This window comes from Roseobacter sp. (assembly GCF_045106495.1).
Lineage (GTDB): Bacteria > Pseudomonadota > Alphaproteobacteria > Rhodobacterales > Rhodobacteraceae > Roseobacter.
The window spans coordinates 468028-491109 of the sequence record NZ_JBGCEQ010000003.1; the positions used below are offsets into that span (position 1 = coordinate 468028).

General features: G+C 50.9%; 27 protein-coding genes. 24 read left to right on the plus strand and 3 right to left on the minus strand.

The window, feature by feature from the left end; all coding sequences use genetic code 11:
* The first annotated feature begins 8 nt into the window (after nucleotides 1–8).
* Genes AB8B75_RS04145 through AB8B75_RS04155 form a run of 3 tightly spaced genes read left to right on the plus strand, consistent with a single transcriptional unit; the run spans nucleotide 9 to nucleotide 2855 of the window.
* Nucleotides 9–1136, plus strand: coding sequence for an ABC transporter ATP-binding protein (locus AB8B75_RS04145; protein WP_405360061.1), 1128 nt, complete (start codon nucleotides 9–11; stop codon nucleotides 1134–1136).
* 28 nt (nucleotides 1137–1164) lie between these two features.
* A complete protein-coding gene (locus AB8B75_RS04150; RefSeq protein ID WP_405360062.1) occupies nucleotides 1165–2040 on the plus strand; it encodes an ABC transporter permease subunit in 876 nt (291 codons plus the stop codon).
* Nucleotides 2037–2855: an ABC transporter permease gene (locus AB8B75_RS04155; protein WP_405360063.1), complete on the plus strand. Its 819-nt coding sequence runs from the start codon at nucleotides 2037–2039 to the stop codon at nucleotides 2853–2855. Before AB8B75_RS04150 ends, AB8B75_RS04155 begins: the two co-directional genes overlap by 4 nt.
* Before the next feature lie 508 nt (nucleotides 2856–3363).
* Here the strand turns inward: AB8B75_RS04155 and AB8B75_RS04160 are convergent.
* Together AB8B75_RS04160 and AB8B75_RS04165 are read right to left on the minus strand one after the other, a co-directional pair.
* Nucleotides 3364–4029, minus strand: a complete 666-nt coding sequence (locus tag AB8B75_RS04160; RefSeq protein WP_405360065.1) for a flagellar hook capping FlgD N-terminal domain-containing protein — start codon at nucleotides 4027–4029, stop codon at nucleotides 3364–3366.
* 10 nt (nucleotides 4030–4039) lie between these two features.
* On the minus strand, nucleotides 4040–5443 hold the full coding sequence (locus AB8B75_RS04165; protein WP_405360067.1) for a flagellar hook-length control protein FliK: 1404 nt from the start codon (nucleotides 5441–5443) through the stop codon (nucleotides 4040–4042).
* 116 nt (nucleotides 5444–5559) lie between these two features.
* On the opposite strand from AB8B75_RS04165, the gene AB8B75_RS04170 reads away from it, so the two are divergent.
* From AB8B75_RS04170 to AB8B75_RS04195, 6 genes are all read left to right on the plus strand, one after another.
* Complete coding sequence (locus AB8B75_RS04170) at nucleotides 5560–5838, plus strand: rod-binding protein (RefSeq protein WP_405360068.1); 279 nt, start codon at nucleotides 5560–5562, stop codon at nucleotides 5836–5838.
* A complete protein-coding gene (locus AB8B75_RS04175; RefSeq protein ID WP_405360069.1) occupies nucleotides 5828–6187 on the plus strand; it encodes a flagellar biosynthesis protein FlgN in 360 nt (119 codons plus the stop codon). Before AB8B75_RS04170 ends, AB8B75_RS04175 begins: the two co-directional genes overlap by 11 nt.
* Nucleotides 6188–6396: 209 nt before the next feature.
* Nucleotides 6397–7644 carry a flagellin gene (locus AB8B75_RS04180; RefSeq protein ID WP_405360071.1) on the plus strand — a complete coding sequence of 416 codons (1248 nt, stop codon included), beginning with the start codon at nucleotides 6397–6399 and terminating at the stop codon, nucleotides 7642–7644.
* A 69-nt stretch (nucleotides 7645–7713) separates the two neighbouring features.
* Nucleotides 7714–8085 carry a flagellar biosynthesis regulator FlaF gene (gene flaF / locus AB8B75_RS04185; protein WP_405360073.1) on the plus strand — a complete coding sequence of 124 codons (372 nt, stop codon included), beginning with the start codon at nucleotides 7714–7716 and terminating at the stop codon, nucleotides 8083–8085.
* A complete protein-coding gene (gene flbT, locus AB8B75_RS04190; protein WP_405360075.1) occupies nucleotides 8082–8486 on the plus strand; it encodes a flagellar biosynthesis repressor FlbT in 405 nt (134 codons plus the stop codon). Before flaF ends, flbT begins: the two co-directional genes overlap by 4 nt.
* A complete protein-coding gene (locus tag AB8B75_RS04195) occupies nucleotides 8486–9784 on the plus strand; it encodes a DUF1217 domain-containing protein (RefSeq protein ID WP_405360076.1) in 1299 nt (432 codons plus the stop codon). The genes flbT and AB8B75_RS04195 overlap by 1 nt, the downstream gene beginning before the upstream one ends.
* 7 nt (nucleotides 9785–9791) lie before the next feature.
* On the opposite strand, the gene AB8B75_RS04200 is transcribed toward AB8B75_RS04195, so the two are convergent.
* Nucleotides 9792–11159, minus strand: coding sequence for a FliI/YscN family ATPase (locus AB8B75_RS04200; protein WP_405360078.1), 1368 nt, complete (start codon nucleotides 11157–11159; stop codon nucleotides 9792–9794).
* 81 nt (nucleotides 11160–11240) lie between these two features.
* Between AB8B75_RS04200 and AB8B75_RS04205 the strand changes: the two genes are divergently transcribed.
* The 15 genes from AB8B75_RS04205 to AB8B75_RS04275 all read left to right on the plus strand — a co-directional run bounded on the left by AB8B75_RS04205 (nucleotide 11241) and on the right by AB8B75_RS04275 (nucleotide 23058).
* The gene (locus tag AB8B75_RS04205) at nucleotides 11241–11639 is read left to right on the plus strand and encodes a FlgB family protein (RefSeq protein ID WP_405360079.1); all 399 of its coding nucleotides are present in this window, start codon (nucleotides 11241–11243) and stop codon (nucleotides 11637–11639) included.
* 14 nt (nucleotides 11640–11653) lie between these two features.
* A complete protein-coding gene (flgC, locus tag AB8B75_RS04210; protein WP_405360080.1) occupies nucleotides 11654–12046 on the plus strand; it encodes a flagellar basal body rod protein FlgC in 393 nt (130 codons plus the stop codon).
* Nucleotides 12047–12094: 48 nt separating this feature from the next.
* Entirely contained in the window at nucleotides 12095–12421 is a 327-nt protein-coding gene (gene fliE, locus AB8B75_RS04215; protein ID WP_405360081.1) for a flagellar hook-basal body complex protein FliE, read from the plus strand.
* A 1-nt stretch (nucleotide 12422) separates the two neighbouring features.
* Entirely contained in the window at nucleotides 12423–12692 is a 270-nt protein-coding gene (locus tag AB8B75_RS04220; RefSeq protein WP_405360082.1) for a flagellar biosynthetic protein FliQ, read from the plus strand.
* 1 nt (nucleotide 12693) lies between these two features.
* Nucleotides 12694–13407: a flagellar hook-basal body complex protein gene (locus tag AB8B75_RS04225; protein ID WP_405360083.1), complete on the plus strand. Its 714-nt coding sequence runs from the start codon at nucleotides 12694–12696 to the stop codon at nucleotides 13405–13407.
* Between the two features lie 22 nt (nucleotides 13408–13429).
* Entirely contained in the window at nucleotides 13430–14215 is a 786-nt protein-coding gene (flgG, locus tag AB8B75_RS04230; RefSeq protein ID WP_405360084.1) for a flagellar basal-body rod protein FlgG, read from the plus strand.
* Nucleotides 14212–14634 carry a flagellar basal body P-ring formation chaperone FlgA gene (gene flgA, locus AB8B75_RS04235; protein ID WP_405360085.1) on the plus strand — a complete coding sequence of 141 codons (423 nt, stop codon included), beginning with the start codon at nucleotides 14212–14214 and terminating at the stop codon, nucleotides 14632–14634. The genes flgG and flgA overlap by 4 nt, the downstream gene beginning before the upstream one ends.
* A 9-nt stretch (nucleotides 14635–14643) precedes the next feature.
* Entirely contained in the window at nucleotides 14644–15375 is a 732-nt protein-coding gene (gene flgH, locus AB8B75_RS04240; protein WP_405360086.1) for a flagellar basal body L-ring protein FlgH, read from the plus strand.
* Nucleotides 15376–15386: 11 nt separating this feature from the next.
* Entirely contained in the window at nucleotides 15387–15896 is a 510-nt protein-coding gene (locus AB8B75_RS04245; RefSeq protein ID WP_405360088.1) for a flagellar basal body-associated FliL family protein, read from the plus strand.
* 1303 nt (nucleotides 15897–17199) lie between these two features.
* The gene (locus AB8B75_RS04250; protein WP_405360089.1) at nucleotides 17200–17931 is read left to right on the plus strand and encodes a hypothetical protein; all 732 of its coding nucleotides are present in this window, start codon (nucleotides 17200–17202) and stop codon (nucleotides 17929–17931) included.
* Complete coding sequence (locus tag AB8B75_RS04255; protein ID WP_405360090.1) at nucleotides 17928–19277, plus strand: MFS transporter; 1350 nt, start codon at nucleotides 17928–17930, stop codon at nucleotides 19275–19277. The genes AB8B75_RS04250 and AB8B75_RS04255 overlap by 4 nt, the downstream gene beginning before the upstream one ends.
* Nucleotides 19278–19307: 30 nt before the next feature.
* A complete protein-coding gene (locus AB8B75_RS04260) occupies nucleotides 19308–20774 on the plus strand; it encodes an NAD(P)-binding domain-containing protein (protein WP_405360091.1) in 1467 nt (488 codons plus the stop codon).
* A 23-nt stretch (nucleotides 20775–20797) separates the two neighbouring features.
* Nucleotides 20798–21253 carry a hypothetical protein gene (locus AB8B75_RS04265; RefSeq protein ID WP_405360092.1) on the plus strand — a complete coding sequence of 152 codons (456 nt, stop codon included), beginning with the start codon at nucleotides 20798–20800 and terminating at the stop codon, nucleotides 21251–21253.
* The gene (locus AB8B75_RS04270; RefSeq protein WP_405360094.1) at nucleotides 21250–21837 is read left to right on the plus strand and encodes a peroxidase-related enzyme; all 588 of its coding nucleotides are present in this window, start codon (nucleotides 21250–21252) and stop codon (nucleotides 21835–21837) included. Before AB8B75_RS04265 ends, AB8B75_RS04270 begins: the two co-directional genes overlap by 4 nt.
* Nucleotides 21838–21951: 114 nt before the next feature.
* Complete coding sequence (locus AB8B75_RS04275) at nucleotides 21952–23058, plus strand: NAD/NADP octopine/nopaline dehydrogenase family protein (protein WP_405360096.1); 1107 nt, start codon at nucleotides 21952–21954, stop codon at nucleotides 23056–23058.
* Nucleotides 23059–23082 lie beyond the last annotated feature (24 nt).

Consider the following 23082-nt stretch of genomic DNA (forward strand, 5'->3'; position numbering starts at 1 on the left):
GACATGACGTGACCCAAACCGTCTTTGCCCCGTGGGATGACCCTTCACAGAAACCTTTGATACGCTTTGAGAATGTGACTAAGCGTTTCGGTGACTACACGGCAATTGACAATCTGACTCTCGATATTTTTGAGCAGGAATTCTTTGCTCTGCTGGGGCCTTCAGGCTGCGGTAAAACGACCATGATGCGTATGCTGGCCGGTTTTGAATCTCCGACAGAGGGTCTGATCGAACTTGCAGGACAGAACATTGCACCGGTGCCGCCGAACAAACGCGCGGTCAATATGATGTTTCAGTCCTATGCGCTGTTTCCACACCTGAGCGTTTACGAAAACATTGCATTTGGCTTGCGACGCAGTGACATGTCAAAGGACAATATTGACGATCGTGTTGGCGAAATGCTCAAGCTGACACGGCTCGAAAAATTTGCGCGCCGTAAGCCTCACCAGATTTCTGGTGGCCAACGCCAGCGCGTTGCGCTTGCCCGCAGCCTCGCAAAGTCGCCTAAACTGTTATTGCTGGACGAGCCCCTTGGCGCATTGGACGCCAAGTTGCGTCAAGCGACCCAGTTTGAATTAATGGACATCCAAGAGAAGACAGGCACCACTTTTGTGATCGTGACGCATGATCAGGAAGAGGCGATGACGGTTGCAAGTCGTGTGGCCGTTATGGATGAAGGCCGTATCATGCAAGTGGCGACGCCGGAGCGTATTTATGAAGCGCCTGACAGCGTCTATGTCGCAGATTTCATTGGTGATGTGAATATCATCAATGGCACGTCTAAACCCCAGGCTGACGGCAAACAGGAAGTACATTGGGCGGACGGTCACGCGCCGTTTTTGGCTGCATCCGAAAAGGTTTTTTCTGAAGGTCAGTCCTGTCACTTAGCCATCAGACCGGAAAAGATCTCGATCAGCGCTGAAAGGCCTGCTGACCAAGAAAACGCTGTGCAAGGTACTGTATTGGACATCGCATACTTGGGCAATTTGTCGACCTATCATGTTGAATTGCCTGGCGGTCAGATCATTAAAGCGCAGACTGCCAACACGCGCCGCATATCTCGGCGTAGTTTTACCTGGGAAGATCCGGTTTGGGTCGCCTGGACGGCCACAGCCGGGGTTCTTTTGGAAAAATGAATGTGCTGCTCAAAAGGGAAACCATCTGATGCAGAGATTTGCATTGATTGCGGTACCTTATGCTTGGCTTCTGGCTTTGTTCCTAATTCCATTCGTTATCGTCTTTAAAATATCACTTTCAGACATCGACTTGGCAATTCCGCCGTATACGCCCACTTTAGACGATGGTTTCGGCCCATTTTTTGCGGCGCTCGATTTTGAGAATTTCGCGTTTTTGGCTTCCGATGATCTTTATTGGAAGGCATATGTCAGTTCTTTACGTATCGCGATAGTTTCAACCGTTTTAACGTTGCTGGTTGGCTACCCGGTGGCTTATGCCATGGCACGCGCGCCCGAAGAGTGGCGTGCGACCCTGATGATGCTGGTTATTTTGCCCTTCTGGACGTCTTTTCTGATACGCGTTTATGCTTGGATGGGCATTTTGAGTCAGGAAGGTCTTCTCAACCAACTTCTGCTTTGGACCGGTTTGATTTCCGAGCCACTTACAATCCTAAATACGACGCTGGCGGTCTATATCGGTATCGTTTACACCTATGTTCCCTTCATGATCCTGCCAATCTATGCTGCGCTTGATCGGCTCGACGGTTCCTTGATCGAGGCGGCTGAAGATCTCGGCTGTTCGAGGTTCCAGGCTTTTTGGCTGGTGACCATCCCTCTATCCAAAAACGGTATCATTGCTGGCAGCTTTCTTGTTTTCATTCCGGCACTAGGCGAATTCGTTATCCCATCTTTGCTCGGTGGATCTGGCACATTAATGATCGGTAAAGTGCTTTGGGAGGAATTCTTCAATAATCGCGATTGGCCTGTGGCAAGTGCGGTTGCCGTGATCTTGCTGCTGATCCTGATTATCCCCATCATTCTGTTCCAGCGCAACCAGCAGCGGCAGGCGGAGGAAGAGGGATGAACAGGCTCAGTTGGTTCAATGTCGTCTCGCTGACCTTTGGGTTTGTGTTCCTCTATTTGCCAATGGTGATTTTGATCATCTATTCTTTCAATGAAAGCAAATTGGTGACCGTTTGGGCAGGTTTTTCGACAAAGTGGTACGGTGAGTTGCTCCAGAACGAAGCCTTTCTAGATGCGGCTTGGGTGACTTTAAAAGTGGGTGTGCTGTCCTCTACGTTTGCCACGGTTCTCGGCACTATGGCCGCTCTTGTGCTTGTGCGGAGCGGGCGGTTTCTTGGGCGAACACTTTTCTCAGGTATGATCTATGCGCCTTTGGTTATGCCGGAAGTGATTACTGGCTTGTCCTTACTGTTGCTTTTTATCGGGATTGGACTGGATCGCGGTATCTTAACCATCGTGTTGGCGCACACCACTTTTTCTATGTGCTATGTTTCCGTTGTGGTCTCTTCGCGATTGATGACTTTTGACCGCTCACTTGAAGAGGCTGCACTTGACCTTGGATGTTCCAATTTTGACGCGTTTCGACTGGTGACACTTCCCATCATAGCCCCGGCTGTGATTTCCGGATGGCTTTTGGCCTTTACGCTTAGCCTCGACGATTTGGTAATTGCTTCATTCACCGCTGGTCCATCTGCGACAACACTACCGATCAAAATATTCTCTGCAGTGCGTTTGGGCGTGTCACCAGAGATAAACGCGCTTTCGACAATCATGATCGGCATTGTGACCATTGGGGTGATTGCAGCGTCGTTGGTCACCAAGCACAACAGCGTAAAACAGCAACGAGACGAACAGGCTGCGGCCCGGACTGCATAATTGACTCTCCTTTGGTTCCCTTTTTACCAATGGCCGACGTCACTATTTACTATGACCCTAAATCTACGAAATGCCTGAAAGGTCTTCGATTTTGTTTTTTCACGTGTGTGCAGCGGTTTCTAAATCTGGTTGTATTGGCGTTAACTAAAATACTCAGCGCAGTTTGCCGCACATGTTTTTGACTGAAAAAAGCAATCGCTAAGATCGGGAAAAACTTCGCTAAAACAGTAGGTTTCGCCATTTGAGTGGCGCAGCTGCGCGGGAACGACGACACAGGTTTTTGTTGTTCGGCAAAACCAAAAGATATTTCTCTTCAAGTCATCGAGAAGACGGAGTTAGCATGTTTTGGGAGAGCCAGTGGCAACCTTGAGGTCTGATTCAAGTTCACTCGCTTGCAGGTTACATTCAGTACTGCGCACTTCATGAAATAACGCTCTTTGCGAACTTTTGGATGGATGCCACCACTATGTGCGGCACCAAAACGTGTAGATCGGGAAACCGCCAGAATTCAAAGCGCTTCTCGCAGGGCCGTCACCTCATCAGCCTTAACTGTCACGCCACCTTGTAAGACGAGGACAGTTGCATCATCCTGACGGCGCGTTTCGGTTATTCGAGTGTAAGACTCAACAGGGCTTGTTCCTACCGTTTGGCCGAGGGAACGACTTTCAACTTTGAAAGTGTAAAGGCCAAAAGGGAGCGGCGCGCCATCGTCCCCAACTCCGGACCATTCTACGGATGAATCAGAAGTTGAAATCTCTTTTCTTTGAACTTCTTCCCCAATGGCATTGTAGGCGACAAGAAAGGCTTGATCTGCTCCAGCCTCAATCTTCGGAGCCACGGTCACGGGCTTCCCGTCGAATTGCGCAGCTGCCATAGTCCGAGCCTCCATACCAATCCAACTTGCCGTTTCGCCGATATTGCCGGCGCCCACTTGACTCGTAAGGGCTTCCAACAATTCATTTGACAACACTTGTTGTTCGACCATCGAAAACTGAGCAAGCTGAGCTGCGTATTCAGATGAGTCGATTGGCTCCAATGGATCCTGATACTTGGCCTGAGCCGTCAGCATTTGCAAAAATGTCTCAAAATCCGACGACAATACTGCTGAAGTCTGGGCCGTTGCCGATGCAGTTCTATCCACTGATTGGGATGCTTGCGAATTGGTTATTTCCATTTTTGTCTCCTCAGAGCCGAAGATCCACGCCGGTCGACGCAGCAAGTTGAATTGGGGCGACTGTGTTCTCAGAGGTCTCCGCAGCCAAAAGATTGGAGTTTGGACCGGATTGAGAGCCGTCACTGTTGCCCTTGTTGTGTTCTGACTGCCCTTCGTTGAAAGCGAAGTTTATACTGTTGTAACCCAAAGCCTGAAATTCTCGTGCAAGCTGGTCAATATGGCGTCGCATCAGATCGAGCGTTTCAGGCCGTTCGGCCAAGACACTGACTGTGATACCCCCTTCAGCAGCAGATATGCTCAGTCGTACTCTTCCCAACTCTTCGGGGTTCAATGCCAATTCGACCGGGCGGTCCGGCATTCTTTGAAGTACTTCCGCCATTTGCCGCCCGATCATGCCGGGTGTTTCTGGTCGCGCAATGGTTTGAGCAAGCGCAGTCGATGCGGAAGCGCGAGAATCCCAAGGAATTGGGCCCTCCGCGTCACTGTTGACTGTTAAAGGAATGTCCAGACCGCTACCATCTTGGTGCGCTGTGAGCTGCGTCAAAGGTTGCGCCGCGGTAGTTGGTGAAGACTGAATTGAAGGCGCTGCCGGCAATTTGATTTTGGGATCTGCACGCGAACTCATTTCCGTTTCGGAAAAATTTCGCTCATCTATGCCCTTTCTCAAAGCTCTTTCAGCGGATTTCTCTACGGCTGGTGATGCAACCGTTTGAGGTATGTTCAACTGCTCCGGGTTTTTTGCTTGAGTGAGCGCGGTCAACTGCGCTGTCGCTGGAGAACCTGTGTCTCCTGCGTGTTGCGCGCGCTTAGTGGTTGTTTCGGGGACGGCAACGACTTCCTGTGACGAAGCGACGGGTCGCAGCTCTTGTCTGCCTCCTGAGGCGTCTTTTGCCTTTGCTTCATCAATAGCGGATACTTTCGCGGCAATTGCCATTTCTTGTACGGGCGCTTTCTGAAGCGTTTCAGATGATTTTTGTTCAGGTTTGGTATCCGCAACAGGTTGCGCTCTTTCTTTTTCGCTACCCGTCACAAAATTCTGCGTAATGGCCCATTCGTTCATTCCAGATTTTGGCTTTTGGGCGGCTTCCTGCTCTTTGACTTTATTGCTTGAAAGGTCTGCGCCTTCGACAGTTTCTGACTCAGTTATCGCGCCTTTCTTGGCCACTAAAACCTCGTCAGAATCCGGATTGTTTTTTTCTGATTTCGGTTGTTGTACTTTTTCCGGATCATCGGGTTTTGCATCTGACTTGGGCTTGTCAGGTTCCACCGGTTTTTCTTCCGTTTCACTGGCATAGGCACTTTCAAAATCAACGTCAGATGTATCCTTCTCTGCGTTGGTCTTCACCTCTTTCGGTTGCGAGGTGGCATTTCGGTCGGCTTTCGCCGTTGTTTGCAGCATTGGAATTTCAAGCACAGGCATCTCCGGGAGTTCTTCCACGTTTCGAGCACTGTATGACATTGGTTGGTTACTGCATCTTTACCGATTGCGCGCATGCTGGAAAAAAATAGTTGCAATTGGAGACACTTGAGATGTCAGCGATTCCACCGATCAGCGGTCCGCCAGTGACTGCAAAAAACGATCAAGCTCTGCGTGATGTTGCAGAGAAACTCGAAGCCAGTTTTTTAGCAGAAATGTTGAAATCAGCAGGGTTAGGCAAGACAAGCGACCACTTTGGCGGTGGCGCTGGAGAAGAACAATTCGGGTCCTTTCTCGTCCAGGAGCAAGCCATGCAGATGGTCAAGGCCGGCGGTATCGGATTAAGCGAATCACTGTTTCAAGCACTGAAGGAAAAGCAAAATGACAAATGAAGAATTTAAAGACGTCATCGACGCCTTGGACGATGTATTGGAGTCGGAGCGCGCCGCGCTGCTAGAAGGCAACCTGGATGAAGTTGGTCGCCTACTTGAGCGTAAAGAAGCTTTGATCGACGAATTGTCCCAATTAGAATTGGCTTCTCGCGAGCCGTTGGAAAACCTGAATTCCAAGGTTCAACGTAATCAGGCGTTGCTCGACCAGGCATTAGAAGGCATCCGTACAGTCGCCCGCAGATTGGCTGCAATGCGTCGCGTACGAAGTTCACTTGATACGTATGATGAAAAAGGCGAACGGCGCACCATTGATGTAACGCCAGAGGGCGTTGTGGAGAAACGCGCCTGAAGCGCGATTTGAATAAAAACGGAACGATTGGAAAGTTGCGACTTAAGCACTCATTAGCCTTTGACGGTGCATGTTTGAGATGCATCCGAGGTCGGGTGGCGCGTCGTCTAAACTCAGGCGGTCGCATTGGTCAGAAAGACTGTTTCGCTCTGACGTAAATACGAACGAGCACAATCCACGCAAAGCGTGAATGATCAAAGGAACATGCTATGTCCAGCATTCTTACCAATAACAGCGCAATGGTCGCGCTGCAGACTCTGAAATCCATCAACATGAACCTCGGCAAAGTCCAAAGCGAGATCTCCACCGGTAAAACGATCGACAGCGCAAAAGACAACGCGGCAACCTGGGCCATCTCCAAAGTGATGTCTTCGGACGTTGCTGGTTTTGAAGCTATCTCCGACTCACTTGCTCTGGGCCAGTCCACCGTAGGTGTTGCGCTGAACGCTGCCGAAAGCATTACAGACCTACTGACTGAAATCAAAGGTAAAGTCGTAAACTCGCAAGAAGAAAACGTTGACCGGGCCAAGATCCAAACAGACATCGAAGCACTGACGGCTCAGATCGGTTCTATCTCCGGAGCAGCTCAGTTCAATGGCCTTAACCTGCTGTCGAACGACAGCTATGATGCAGGCACTGGCACATCAAGCATCCTTTCGTCGCTTGATCGAAATGCAACTGGTGTAGTTTCGTCCAACATTGACGTCGCGAAGCAGGATCTGTCAACTACAGCTGGTGTTTTCAGTGCTGCGGGCACCGGTACCGCAGCTGCGGCAGGTACTGCCTTTACTGGCGCAGACGGGGCTACAGGTGCCGTTATGACCGTCGGTGCGAACCTTGTTGCAGGAGACATGTTCAACATCGAATCCATCAATGGCGTAGCTATCGCTGCCGCCGATCAGATCGCCGTCAGTGTGGTTGATGGGGATACGCAAGCCAGCATTCAAGCCAAAATGGTCACGGCGCTTCAATTCGCTGCTGATCGGATGGAACTCGACTTCACTTTTGAGGCTAATGCAACAACCGCCGGACAGATCGATGCAACCAACAATTCCGGTGCAGCTGCGGCCTTTGCGGCGGCTGGCGTTAACGGCCTTACAGGTGCCACCGATGACGGTAACACAACAATCGGCGGCAACTTGGCTTTGCTGAACTCCTTTGACGTGACTACCGAAGCAGGTGCCGACGCAGCTCTGGGCGCTATCGAGGGTCTGATCCAGTCTTCGATCGATTCAGCCGCTTCGCTTGGTTCCAATGGTCGTCGGATTGAGACGCAGGCTGACTTCGTGAGCAAGATGACAGACGGTCTGACATCGGGCATTGGTGCACTTGTTGACGCGGACATGGAAGCTGCTTCTGCGAAACTGCAGGCTCTGCAAACACAGCAGCAATTGGGTGTTCAGGCTCTGTCGATTGCTAACCAGGCACCGCAGACAATTCTGTCTCTCTTCCGTTAAGCGTTACTTCAGGGGCGCGGGTTTCCGCGCCCCTGAATTTTTTAACAGGTATTCAATAAAGGTGGCATCGTGAACGCTTACGCACAGGCCCAAAGCGCATACGCGCCAGCAGCGGCCCCGACCAGAACGGCCCGCAGTGCAGAATATGAAGTAATTGCGCGTATTTCTCACCGCTTGAAAAAGGCAATAAAAAACGACGATTTCAATTTGTTGGCGGAGGCGTTGTACGAAAACAATAAGCTTTGGACTGCTTTGGCCATTGACGTAATGGACGACAACAACATGCTGCCTGATGAGTTGAGAGCACGGATTGTTTATCTCGCGGAATTTACTCAGCTGCACACGCACAAAGTCCTTCGCAAAAAAGAAACAGCAGTTCCGCTGTTGGAAATAAATGCAATGATCCTGGGTGGCCTAAAACAAGAGGGAGAAGTCAAATGAGTGGTCTTGTCCTCAAGTTGAGCCCAAAAGAACGTGTCCTGATTAACGGTGTTGTGATCGAAAATGGTGATCGGAGAAGCCGCCTGGCTATTATGACGCCCGGTGCAAATATTTTGCGCCTGAGAGATGCAATTCATCCTGAGGATGCCAAAACACCAGTGCGTCGAGCTTGCTTTGCAATGCAGCTGGTATTGTCTGGCGACAAAGATCCGGACGATGCCCATCTTTCTCTTTTGCGTCAATTGGAAGAGTTGAGCCAAGTTTTTACTGACGCAGACAGTAGGAATGTTCTTGCAGAAGCCACGTGTGGACTGGTCGAAAAACAGCATTATCGTGCTCTGAAAGCGTTACGTGCTCTTCTACCTCGCGAAGACAGGCTGCTCGCAGCACGACCGTTCTGATGTTTACGCCAATTGTCCCATCCAGCGGTCTAACGGGTTGGAGGTTCTTGCAAAGAACTTACGACACCCAAATCGAGTCGTTTGCCAACAGTAGTCAAATTACTCGGAGCACCGAGTATTTCAAAGAAAACATCGGCAAAGTAAAAACCGCTGAAGATTTAACTTCAGACAGGCGACTTCTTGAGGTCGCTTTAGGAGCATTTGGCATTCAGGACGACATTGACAACAAATACTTCATTCAGAAAATTTTGGACGAAGGCACGACTGCGCGGGATTCACTTGCAAACAGGTTTTCCGACAACCGATATCAAGAATTCTCGAAAGCTTTCGGTTTGGGCCCCGGTGAATCTTCGCCGATCGAGAACAGCGGTTTCGTTGATGATATTGTTGCACGATACAACGCAAACAGTTTCGAAGTCTCAGCAGGGCAACAGAACGATTCCATGCGTTTAGCTCTTTATGCACAACGTGTACTTGGCGAGCTTGCAAGCCCTCCGGTTAAGTCTGAACAGAGACAGGCAGCTGAACAAATTGCATCCGCAGTAACCGAGTTTTCAACGCAGGTGGAAGATAAGACAGATTACTTTGCTGGCAATATTGGTTTGGTGGCGTCAGCTGAAGATCTTGTCGCCGATACTCAGCTTTTGGAGATTGTACTGGGAGCATTTGGCTTGCAGGAGGATTTTGAAGCGATTATTTCTTTCGAACCCGATGAAAACACACCAGTCAGTCCCGAACTTGAAAAGATTCAGCGCGTTCTTGAAGAAGGCTCTGTAGCGAACACTGCACTTGCAAACCAACTCGATAACCCCGCGTATAGAGATTTGGCAAGCGCATTTGGATTTGGGATCGCGGAAGATGTTCAGGTACGGCAAATCGGTTTTTCGGATTTGATTATAGATAGCTACATTTCTAAGAACTTTGAGTTTCCTTCGGACGTTGAATACGACTTACCTGTTGTCATAAGCAACGGAAGTTTTGAACTCGAAGCAATCGACGAAACAGATATGTCCAATGACGCAAAGTGGTTCACGATAATGGGTGAGCCACCTCTGCGCAGCCTTTTTGAGAACGCGTTAAACCTGCCATCTGAATTCGGCCAGATTGACATCGATCAGCAACTAACTGTGTTCAAGGAAAGGGCGAAAGCTGTATTTGGTAGCGATCAGGTTAACCAATTCTCTGATCCGGATGTGCTCGATGATCTAATTACCAAGTTTGTCGTGCGTTCACAGTTGAATGAATTTAACGGGAGCGCTTCCTCCGCTTCGATCGCTTTGACATTGCTGCAATCCTAGAGGAAGACTACGCGGCAGAATTCGGATGGATTTGCTTCCCAGAAGGACTCGCGCCTCTTACTCGTCTTAGGATTAATTCCAGTTGGGAAAAACTGTTTTTAACGCTTTGTGTTTCCACTTTGGCCAGAAAAGCGTCTAGTTCAGGCCAGATCTGGACAGCTGCATCAATCTCCGGATCGCTTCCAACCGAGTAGAGTCCGGCTCTGATCATCATAGCATTTCGATCATAAACCGCCAGCAAGGTGCGAGCGCGAGATAGCAAAGCATTTTCCGCGTCCGAGGCCGCTTCAGGCAGACTGCGCGAAATCGAACGCAATACGTCGATTGCAGGGTATCTGCCGCGTTCAGCAATTGCTCTGTCGAGCACAACGTGCCCGTCCAACACGCCGCGTAATATGTCCGCAATAGGTTCTTCCATGTCAGATCCCGCGACAAGCACGCTGAATACTCCGGTGATGTCGCCTTGTGCATCTTGACCAGGCCCTGCACGCTCACACAATGACATAATTAGGTGTGCCGTCGATGGCGGATATCCGCGAAGCACTGGTGCTTCGCCTGAAGCAACAGCGACTTCACGGTGTGCTTCAGCAAATCTTGTTACGGAGTCTGCCAAAAGCAAAACAGATTGGCCTTGATCCCTAAAGTGTTCAGCAACTGACATTGCCGTCCAGGCGCAACGCCTGCGGATCAATGGCGACTGGTCAGATGTAGCACATACAACTATGGCCCGCTTCAAACCTTCAGGGCCAAGAACGTTCTCAATAAAATGGCGCAATTCGCGTCCACGTTCACCGATCATTGCAATAACCACAATGTCAGCAGACATATTTTGTGCAAGATGACCCAAGAGGCTGGATTTGCCAACGCCGGAACCAGCGAAAAGACCGATTCGCTGTCCTTTTACGATGGGCAACATGGTATTCATTCCGGCCATCCCTGTATTGAGACGGTCGCCCATGCCGCGCCTGACTGCCGGGTCAGGCGGCGCGCTCCTGAGAGCTCTGGCTAGCTTTCCTCGCAACAATGGCTTGCCATCAATTGGATTCCCAAAAGGATCGATTACCCGGCCGATCCATGAAGCAGCAGGCGCTATGCCGCGGGCTTCTAACAATGCCGCACGATCCTGCAGGGCGACACCATCTGGCGCTTGGTCCGGCAACAAAACAAGCTTATCGCCCTCCAACTGGAGGACTTCACCCGACAGGGGTTCTCCTTGTCGATAAACAATAATCAGATCGCCAATACGTGCTTTACCGGCCAGACCTGAGACGTGAATTACGCCGGCTTCGACGCGCGTTACGCGGCCTATGGCCCGCACTGGGTTCAGATCTGTGATCTGGGCGGTCAATCCATCGAAGGGAAGCGGCTTGTTCATGTCAATCCTTTGAGTTTCGCAAACTCTTTCTAAAGGAATCAGGGTTAAGTCTTGATGAAATCACATGAGGGAGAAGCCCGGATGTTTGAAAATTTAGAAGTCTTCAGGATTTCGCATGCCATGGCGGTGCACGCCGGGCAAAAGCAAGCGGTATCAGCGCAGAATGTAGCCAATTCCGATACACCTGATTACAAGGCGAGGGATCTCGCACCCTTCGCTGAAACCTATCAAAATAACATGGCCAATCGCGATGTCTCAGGGCAACGCGCGACGCGGGCAAATCATCTTCATGGTTCGCCAAACGGTTCGACTGCCGCGCCAATCATTGATGACACGACAGTCGCGTCTCCGAACGGAAATACCGTTTCATTGGAAGGCGAGATGTTGAAGTCATTGGGCGCTAAGCGTCAGCATGATCGTGCTCTGGCGATCTATAAGTCTTCCCTCAACATCCTGCGCTCAACGCTCAGAAGAACTTAGTTGGGGAACGTATCATGAACGATTTTGTAAAAGCACTGACAGTTACCTCGAGTGGTTTGAAGGCGCAGGCCACGCGTTTGCGACATCTATCTGAGAATATATCGAATGCTGATACGCCAGGCTACCGCAGGAAGCTTGTGGCATTCGAGACTTCTTTTAATGGGGGTAGTGGTGTTTCAGAAGTTGAGACGAGTCGTGTTCGATTAGACCAGTCGTCTTTGGAGCGTGTCTATGATCCCTCGCATCCTATGTCGGACGAGTCTGGTTACTTCGACGGTTCCAATGTCAATCTGATGATCGAACTTGGTGATGCGCGTGAAGCGCAGCGCAGCTACGAAGCAAACCTCAAAGTATTTGAACAAACCCGTAAAATGTCCGCCAGTTTAATGGACTTGCTGCGGAAGTAACCATGACGAAGCGGTATGAATCGCCGCTAGCCTTTAAGGAGATCCAGAATGGATATGAAAGCTGTTTCAGCAATTCAGAAATTCACCGACGCGCGATCCACAGCTGCGATTAGCAGTTATGTGCAGGCGCGCCCTGCGACGGAACCTGCACCGGACGAACCGAGTATCTCGCAAACGGCTGGCAAGGCTGTGTTGGATTTTGCGCAAACGCTCGCTCAAACTGAAGAGACCGCTAAACAGTCGATGATTGGAGATGCGGACCCGCACGCCCTTGTTCAGGCTTTGGCCCAGACAGAGCTTGCCGTAGAAGCGGCGGTTTCGGTGCGCAACAAAGTTGTGGAAGCCTATCAAGAAATTCTACGGATGCCCGTATAGAATGCTTGATGAAGTCATTTTCTTTGACACGCTGCGGCAGGGGCTGTGGATCTCGGTGATTATATCGCTGCCGATCTTGACGGCGGCGCTGATAACCGGCGTTTCCATCGGATTGGTTCAAGCTCTGACATCAATTCAGGAAATGACTTTGACTTTTGTACCAAAGTTGGCGGCCATCATTATCGTTTTTTGGATGTCGATGGGGTTCATGACACAAACATTGGTGTCATTTTTCCATAATCGGATCGTCCCGTTGATTATCGGAGGCTAGGATGGAAAACACTGGTTATACTACATTGACCCGGCAGGCAGGTCTGATGCGCGAAATGCGTATTGTGGCGAACAATATTGCCAACTCCGCTACGTCAGGCTACCGTCAGGAAGGTCTTGTATTTTCGGAATACGTTAAGGCTGTTGATGGGGGTTCAAGCTTGTCGATGGGACAAGGCAACGTGCGTCATACGTCTTTTCAACAAGGCGCGCTCACGCAAACTGGCGGTACATTTGACTTTGCAATTGAAGGTGAAGGTTTCTTTTTGGTGGAGACACCAGCAGGCGAGAGACTGACCAGATCAGGTGTGTTTTCTCCGAATGCTGACGGTGATTTGGTTACATTCGATGGATACAGGGTGCTAGATGCGGGCGGTGCGCCGGTTTTCATTCCGCCCGGTGCAGAAGATATTGCTGTGTCCGCTGACGGAACGATTTCCAGTGAAGGCAACCCCGTCGGGCAAATTGGTGTCGTTCAACCGTTGAATGCGCGTGAGATGATCCGAGAAGATGGCGTTATGTTCCGTGCGGATGATGGATATGAGCCAGCGGAAAATGGACGCGTCCTTCAGCGGTTTGTCGAAAACTCCAACGTCGATGCCGTTTTGCAAATCACCCGAATGATCGAAGTGCAACGTGCCTATGAACTAGGTGCGAGTTTTCTGGATGCGGAAGATCAACGCGTTCGCCAGGCGTTGAAAGCGCTTTCACAGTAACCATTACAACAGGAGGTGCCAAATGCGCGCCCTAAAGATTGCAGCAACCGGTATGAGCGCTCAGCAAATGCGAGTTGAGACGATTTCCAACAACCTCTCGAACATGAGCACGACAGGCTATAATGCGCGACGCGCTGAATTCGCTGATCTGCATTACCAGCAATTGACCCGCCCTGGAACCATCAGCGCAACTGACGGAACCGTGATGCCAACAGGGGTACAATTGGGATTGGGTGTCCGTCCGGCAGCGGTGTCTGTCCAGTTGCAACAGGGTTCCCTAAGTGCAACGGGTGGTGACCTTGACCTTGCAATTGAGGGGCAGGGTTACCTGGAAGTATCGCTGCCCTCCGGGCAAACGGCCTATACGCGAGATGGTGCGCTGAAGCGCACGGGCGAAGGTTTGATTGTAACGTCGGATGGGTTTCCTGTGGAACCGCAAATTGTCATTCCAGATGACGCGCGCAGCATTTCGATCAACGCTGCTGGCGAGGTCTATGCGTATTTTGCAGATGCACCGGACGCGCAATTGCTGGGTCAGTTTAACATGGCGGGTTTTACGAATGCAAAAGGCCTCGAAGCCCTCGGAAGTAACCTTTTCGTAGAAACAGAAGCTTCTGGCCCGTCACTTGTTTCAACTCCGGGAGAGGATGGCCTTGGTACGGTGCGGCAAGGTTATCTGGAAGACAGTTCTGTCGACGCGGTGCGTGAGATTACAGAGTTGATCGAAGCACAAAGGGGTTATGAAATGAATGCCAAAGTTATTTCTGCCGCCGATCAAATGATGGGCGCTACGACGCAAATCCGATGATACGTTGTTGGTTCATTTTTCTGACCCTATGTCTGGGCACGAAGGCCTTGGCAGAGACGGTTGTACCAACGCGTACAATCCGCGCTAATGCCATTATCAGCGACGTTGATATCATTGTAAAAGCTGGCCAAACCGGGAACGGTTTTGATCGGGCAATTGATGTAATTGGGCAAGAAGCCAAGACAACGCTCTATGCGGGACGTCCGATCCTGTTCGACGACGTTGGACCACCTGCTCTAGTAACCCGCAACCAGATTGTAATGCTTCGCTTTGAGACCGATGGCCTGGTGATCACCACGGAAGGTCGATCGCTGGAGCGAGGCGGAGTTGGTGACCGGGTGCGCATCATGAACTTGACTTCCAGGGCGACTTTATTCGGACAAATCCACGCCGACGGTTCGGTACACGTAAAAAACTAGAGGTCACAAATGAACGTTCGAAATATTTCTGTCGTAATGTGCATCGCATTGATTGCCGCTTGTAGTCGCATGGACCACATCGGAAAAGCGCCTTCCTTTAGTACGCCGAATGGCACAGCTGAACATAACGCAATGCTGTCTCCAGGTTTACCTTTGCGCGCCGATGCGCAAGGGCCGACGGAGCGGGCGTCACTCTGGTCCGGTGCGCGCCAGTCTCTGCTCGGCGACAGACGTGCCGTGCAACAAGGTGATATCCTAACCGTTGTCATTGAAATTGACGAAGAAGCTGAAATCTCTAATGCGACGGACAGATCGCGATCGGGTTCCGAGAGCCTTAGCATTTCCGGTCTTTTTGGTTTGCCACAACGTATTGACGAACGTTTGCCGGAAGGTGCTTCGACATCAGAGGCCGTTGGTATCAACTCGAATAGTAATTCTTCAGGTGATGGATCTGTAAAGCGTAACGAAAAGCTCACACTTCGTGTGGCAGCAACGATCGTTGATGTTTTACCAAACGGCGTCCTTTCGATTTCGGGTAGTCAGGAACTTCGCGTGAATTTCGAGATGCGGGAACTTCTGGTTACAGGTTATGTGCGCCCAGAAGACATCTCTCGCCAAAATGAAATTACCTATGACAAAATAGCGACCGCTCGCGTGTCTTATGGCGGCCGCGGACAAATAAGCGATGTCCAACAACCGCGTATCGGCCAACAAGTTCTCGACGCTGTATTGCCATTTTAGGAGACAGAAACATGAAAAAGCTATTGCCAATATTGATGCTTTTCATTGGATCAGGAGCAGGTGTCGGGGCGGGAATTTTCTTGCGCCCTGCTGTTGAAGTGGTCGAGCAGGAAGTTGCTGTGGAGGATGAAGAAAAAGATCAAAACGAAGCCACTTCCAAGGACGAAACAAACGAAGAAGAAATTTCCTCCGTTGGTATGGAGTACGTTAAGCTTCCCAACCAATTTGTTGTTCCGTTAGTGGATGAGGATCGAATATCCGCGATGGTGGTAATGGCTCTCAGTATCGAAGTTGCCGTGGGTTACGGAGAGGAAGTTTTTGACAAAGAGCCAAAGCTTAGGAATGAGTTTTTGCGTATTCTCTTCGATCACGCGAGCGTTGGCGGTTTCGATGGCGCTTTTGTTAATAATGAAAATCTTGATGTCTTGAGGCGCGATTTGCGTGAAGTCGCGCAAATGGTGATGGGGCCAGATGTCGCAAATGATGTGTTAATCTTTGAAATTGCACGCCAAGACTATTAATACTGCGCGAACGACCGAGAGTAATATTTTCTGTTAACACCTTAATTCCAAGCAATTTTTTTAGAAAAACGAGCCTTTGCCACCTGTTATTGAATGAACTGTGAAACCTTGTACTTTACGAAATGACGATTGAATACGTCAGGGAATACGACGCAGGTGCGATCTTCTGAAAGCAAGTTATCGATGTTGCGGGCCCTTGAGAGAACAAGGCAGCGATTTTTTGAAGTGGAGCCGTAAAGTTAACTAGATTGAGTTCGGGGCATGACTGGATCCATCGGCAGTCTGCGGCGGAAACTGATGGACACGTTTCGACTCTCGCGCAAGATGTTCAATACGTAGATTGTCAACTTCGAAAACAGACGAAAAGTTCATGTAGGCCAAGCCGCCATAAGGCGCCGTCAACAGGTGTTCTGCGAGAGACAGATTCGATCCGCAAGCTCACGATGAGGTTTTGATGCTTTGCACTGCAGCTTTTCAAGTTCCGGACAACCAATTTGGTCTCGTTTTCTGAACTTCACCCGATCAAAAACACCGCGATGGACAATTGCCACCAAAGAACTTCGAAGTCTTTCGGATTTTGCGTCATTGATATGAGAGAGCTTGAGTAACCTGATGTCACCGCTTGAGACATTTGCTTATGCGCTTGATACAAAAAAGTTTCTTGATAAGTTTCGCGCCGCTATCATTGGTGAAGACATATAGATTGAAGGTCATCTTGTCCTACCGCGTTTGATTTATGCCGACTGCGTGGCGTCCGGTCGCGCCCTTCCTTTCGTAGAAAATTTCATTTGCGAGCGTGTGTTGCCCTTTTTTGCGAACACACACTCAGTCATCTTACCTTGGCCGATGCATGGCACGTTTGCGCCAGGCGACGCGCGATCAGTTTTATTTTCGCCGGTTCGGGTTTGAAGGGCCCCGTAAGACGAATAGTGGGCTTGCACAATCTTCGTGTACTTATGGCACGCTGACAGTGCGTCGTTCTGGTAACCGGTCCGTTTGAAAATCATTCTTGCATTTTACCATGACGCGAAACCGGTGCCGAAGTGATAAAAATCAACGAAACGGAGAAGAGCAGCATTGACGAGTAAGGCCTTTTGGACGTTCTCGGAATAGCTCGGAACGCTAAATTGATTGTTGAATCTTTCGCATCAGCGCTAAACTTGACGGGAATTCTTGAAGATTTTGATGAGGTCAGACGACTGCGCTGGACACATGTTACCCTGTTCATTTGGTGCTATGATTGCCTAGGATTTTTCCGCGAAATGACTAGAAATCCGGGTTCGGTGTCAGAAAGGAAGCGATCGTGTTCTCTCCTCACAAGTTTTCCGGCAGTTCGAGGGAGAGGAATACCAGGGGCCCTAGAAACGAAGTTAGTTATGTTGAAACGCCTACTCTATCTGGGAGAGTTACCGTAAAGTTCGTTACATTTTGGTGGCATATCAACTCAGAAGTCCTTGCTACACTAGGCGAAGGCGGTACGCTCTACGCCATTGATGGTATTCGCGTGGAGTTTCCGAAGATGCTCAAAGAAACGTTTGGACAAAGCTTGCTCGCCACGCGGCAGGCAGACTTGCGCCTTTGCGTGCTGGCTACCTCGGGAATGAATGATGGTTTTGCGCTCTTGTGCAACCTGGACGCCGAAGTTTTGGCCATCATTTCTCTTAGATTTCAGTACTATCAAGGACACATCGTCAATAACCGGCTTTTCACCCGTTTGCTGAGCGACCGATATGTCAACCAGGCACATGATGGCTGCGTCTGCTCCGGACCGTATGGTTATCGACCGAGAGGATTGAGGCGAGCTGAAGCAGAAGCGACATTCGCCGCGCTGGCCCGCAGCAAAGAGATTGCCAACCTTGGTTGGTTCAGATCAGATCTGCCTGCGTTTCTGGCAGTTGGCAAAGCGAATATTATCGATGAGCCGGTCGGCACCCGGGCCAGAAATGCTCTGGATTGTGCAGTCAAATGCCAGATTGAAAAGGGTACGGTCCGACTTAGTGCTTTCTCAGCGCCTTGGAACGCTCTGGCACCATGAAACGTGTTCGGATCAGTCCAATTGCCAATCCGTCTTTTCGCGGTCTCTTTGCTGCGCAAGTTTCATCTCTATTGGCTGTCGGTCTCATGACGGTAGCGCTGTCCCTTTCGGCATACCGCATCGGCGGCGTGGCCGCTGCCGGGCAAATCCTTGGGTTTTTGCTGGCTGTGAAGATGGTCGCATATGTTGGTATTGCCCCAATTGCTGAAGCGATACTGGCGGGTCGCAAACGAAAGCAAGTGATGATCGCGCTTGACTTGAGTAGAATGGCGCTCTTGTTGCCGATGGCATTTGCTACGGACGTTTGGCAGATTGCGGTACTCGCATTGTTCTTCTTTGCAGTTTCGGCAGGTTTCACGCCGCTCTTTCAGTCGCTGATTCCAGAAATTTTGCCTGATGAAGAAATTTACAGTCGCGCGCTTGTTTGGTCCCGGCTCGCGTACACGCTAGAGGCAATCGCCAGCCCGATCATCGCTGCTATTTTGCTGCAACTGGTTGCGGCGGAATTTCTTTTCTGGTTCGCGGCAAGTGCTTTTGTCATGTCTGTTGTTGCGCTCGCAGCTACACGTTTCCCGGCAGACGCGCCTCTCGAGAAAAAAGGGCCCTTTCTTGATCGCGCTCTCAAGGGCCTCCGCATCTATCGCCATACACCACGATTGAGAGGGCTGTTCATCTTGAACTTTGCGCTGTCGCTCAGCATGGCGTGGGTTCTTGTGAACACCGTGGTGGTCGCTGGTTCCAAATTGGGCGATCCCGAACGTTTCTTGCCCATTTTGATGGCGTTCTACGGTTTGGGTGTGGCCATCGGAGCTGTCTTGGTACCGCAACATATTGCATGGAAAGGCGACCGTAGTACGATGGTGCATGGCGCTTTGCTTCACGCGGCGTTGGGTCTTGGTGTCGTCCTACCGCTGGGCCTTTGGGGATACGCAGGACTTTGGATTGGTTTTGGCATTGCGTCATCTCTTGTACTCACACCGGGTGGTCTGGTGATCGCACGATCTGCTGAGACGGCTGACAGGCCTGCCGTTTTCGCGGCGCAATTCTCGCTGTCACACGCAGGTTGGTTGATTGCCTATCCGCTGGCTGGGCAAGCGGCGCTTTGGATTGGATTGGAACATGCTCTGCTCGCCTTGTCTTTGTTGACAGCACTCCTTACGATATTTTCAACACAAGTGTGGCCGGCGCACGATCCTTTGGTGCGAGAGCATGAACACCCCGAGCTTCCCCCCGATCACGCTCATTTGCTGGAGACCCCGGCCTCGGGGTCACGCCATAGGCATAAACACGCGTACCGGATCAATGTGCTGCATCCGAGGTGGAACGACGTAAATCCAGCACAGTAAGACGCACTGAAGGCAAACAGGACAAACGCAATGACGACACCGCCTGCACCTAAGATTGACGCGCAGGGACTGCCCGCGCTGGAAGCGCGTCTGCAAGAAGACCTGAGCTTTCTATGTTGGCCTGGCAAAGACTGGGTTCCTGCGCGCGAGGGCGTCAGCGACGTGGTCATTATTGGCGGCGGCATGTGTGGTATGGTTGCCTGGATGGCATTGAAAACGGGCGGCATTCATAACATGCGGGTTCTTGACCGCAGCCCGGAAGGTCTAGAAGGTCCATGGGTCACCTATGCTCGCATGGAAACGCTGCGGTCACCGAAAGAGTTGACCGGCCCGGCTTACGGTCACGGCGCGCTGAGTTTTCAGGCATGGTATAGGTCACAATACGGAACTGACGCATGGAACTCGCTCGACAAGATACCGCGTCCGATGTGGATGGATTATCTTAAATGGTATCGCCGGGTCTTGGACATTGATATCGAAAATGGCGTTTCGGTTGACTTGGTCGAACCTGAAGGCGATCTGCTACGCCTTCATGTCTCCGGCCCGTCGCAAAAGACAATCCTGACGCGTAAGCTGGTTTTTGCAACGGGTCGGGATGGCACAGGTGAGCCAAACATACCTGAGTTTGTCAAGGAACTGCCACGTCATCAATGGGCCCACAGTGCCCATGAGATCGATTTCTCGGCACTCGAAAACAAACGTGTCGCAGTCGTGGGCGTTGGTGCTTCTGCGGTAGACAACTCCGCTGAGGCGCTGGAACACGGTGCGGCAGAAGTGCGGCATCTGATCAGACGCAAGGAAATGCCAATCATCAACAAGATGATGGGGATTGGTTCGTTTGGATTTACCGCGGGTTTCGCCGAGCTTACGGATGAGTGGCGCTGGCGCTTCATGCAATACTCTTTTGACACCCAAACACCGCCACCGCATGGTTCAACCCAGCGCGTGAGCGGTCATGCAAATGCCTATTTCCACTTTGGAAAATCTGTTTCTTCGACACGCGAGAAAAACGGCACGGTCGAAGTTGGGTTTTCCGATGGGACAAGCTACGATACCGACTTTGTCATTCTTGGTACAGGTTTCACCATTGACCCCATGTCTCGAACCGAGTTTGGCGAGGCTGCTGGCGACATCCTCTTGTGGGAAGACGTTTACACGCCCCCAATCGATGAAGCATCAAGCAATCTGGGCCGCTTTCCCTATCTAAATCCGGACTTCACATTCCTTGAGAAGACTCCAGGATCGGCTCCATGGCTTGGGAATGTCTATTGTTTCAACTATGGGGCGTCCGCGAGTTTGGGTAAGGTGAGCGGCGATATTCCTGGCATTTCCGAAGGTGCAAGTTGGCTGGCGCGTGCAATCGCGGCCCGGCTCTATGCCGAAGATGTCGCCGAGCATTGGCAGGCAATGAAAGACTACAGCAAGCCGGAACTGGATGGCACAGAGTGGCAACCGTCAGAGCTTGAGATCAAACCAAAGACCGGAGCGATGGTCTGATGTTGTTGGAGAACACCGTGTTAATGACCACGTCTCTTTCGCCAGACACGACGGTTTGCAAAGCTGTAGACGGCCGTTCCAACATCTTTGAGATGACGCAAGCGGCAGAAGACGCGGTTTTACGCCCAAAAGACTTTGGATGTTGGAGCCGCGCCCTGCGCGCAGGATTGGCCGCGCGGATTGCTTTGCTCAACAACGAGACCGAGCTGTCTGAACACTTCCGAAAAGATGCGGGGGAGCATACCGCATTGGCGGATCCAGCCTTTGTCTGCCCCGAAAGCGGGCTTAAGGAAGTCTTGTGTTTTATGGACAAGGTCGCCGCTGACACGCGCGACGTGACGAACGCGGACATCAAGGCACTTCAAAGCGCCGGTATTACTGATGCTGATATTGTAAGGCTTGCCGAGTTGAATGCCTTTCTGGCCTATCAGATCCGCTTGATTGCCGGGTTGCGGTTGATGAACGGCGGAATGCAATGAGTGAGGTCATCACGAAATACACCCGCAATGTTCCGCATTGGCAACCACGCGTCGTTCCGGTTGATCTCGCTGAGGCCACCGAAGAGCAACTTGAGGCGCTGAAAGTCACGCCATCAAACACCAAGGTTTCTGATTACGTTCTAACACTCGCGCATGACGTTGAAAGCCTGAAAGTGAGATCACCGCTGTTCAACGCAATCATGTATGACAAAGGCGGCATGAGCCGATCGGAGCGTGAATTGGGCGCATTGGGAGCCTCTATGGTCAATCATTGCATCTATTGCGCTGCGGTTCATGCAATGCGCCACGCGCAACTCGAAAACTCGACGAAAACCACCGATGAGCTTTTCCAGAATGGATCAAATGCAAATCTCGAACCGCGCGAGCGAGCAATCTTTGATTTTGCAGTTGCTCTTTCCCAGTGCCCTTCCCAAGCGGGACCGGAGCATATTGAAGCTTTGCAGCAATCTGGCTTGGACGAAGCCGAGATATTGGATTTGATCCTCTCATCGTCACTCTTTGGTTGGGCCAACAGATTGATGCACGTGCTGGGTGATCCGGTGCGCAAACATGATGTATCTTAGACCAATGCACTTACTTTTTCTTATTTTTGCATCGAGCAGACCCGATAATGGGTCTTTTCCGATTGGTAAAATGGCAAGAGTGATGATGCCATTTGGGAAAGGTTGTTTGCGCGAATGAATATCGGAATAGCCGGCGCGGGTTCGATCGCGTTTGGCACAGCTGCAGTCCTTTACAAGAATGGCCACGATGCAATGCTTTGGTCGCCTTCTGGCGAAGGTACACAAGACCTGAAAAGCGGACAGCCCCTCACAGCTGTTGGTGCTCTCGAAGCGGTATTTGCACCAAGCACCGCTCTCTCTGCACAAATGCTGGCGCAGGAAAATGATGTTCTGATTGTCGCTTTGCCTGGCTATGGTCACAAGACTGTTCTGGATGCGCTTGCGCCGCATATCGGCGCGCAACATCAAGTGATTATTTCGTCCCATGCATCACTTGGCGCCATCTATTTGGCGCAGCTTTTGGCCCGACGTGGGCTGACAGTTCCCATCACGGCCTGGGGCACAACAATCTGCACCGGACGGCGCCAGTCGGGCGTCGAAGTGAAAATCAACACGGTCCGCAGCCGTATCGATCTCTGCACCGTTCCATCGCAGTATTCAGACACCGCACTGGCGCTTTGCAAGCGACTCTTTGGGGATCGATTCCAACCTCGTGATGGGCTTCTCGCCATAACACTGTCGAATCTGAATCCGCAAAATCATATGGGCATCGCTTTGGGCAACATTACGCGGATGGAGCGCGGTGAGACCTGGAGCCAGGGCCAGAACGTCACTCCAAAAGTCGGCCAGCTTCTTGAAAAGCTTGATCAGGAACGCCTTGCCATTGCCAAAGCCCTTGGATTGGAGGTGAAAACCATCTTTGAGCATTTTCACCTGTCATTTCACGTGCCTGTTGCTTCGATTTCGGAGATGAATCAGCAAATGCATGCTCAGGGCAATGGTGGCATTGGCCCTGCGACGGCAGATAGCCGTTATGTTACTGAAGATGTGCCTTACGGGCTCTTGCTAACGGCCAAGCTCGGTAGGTTGTCTGGCCATCCGGCCCTGCTGCATGAAGCTGGCATTCGCATTTTTTCGGCGATGTATGATCGGGACTTTGAAGATGAAAACCTGATACTCGAGGCACTTGAACTTGAGCGGTATAGCTTAAACGATCTGAAAACAGCGGCCATAACCGGTGTTCTGGCCAACACTAAAAAGATCGCTCAACACACAAACTAACTAAAACAAAAAAATACAATGACC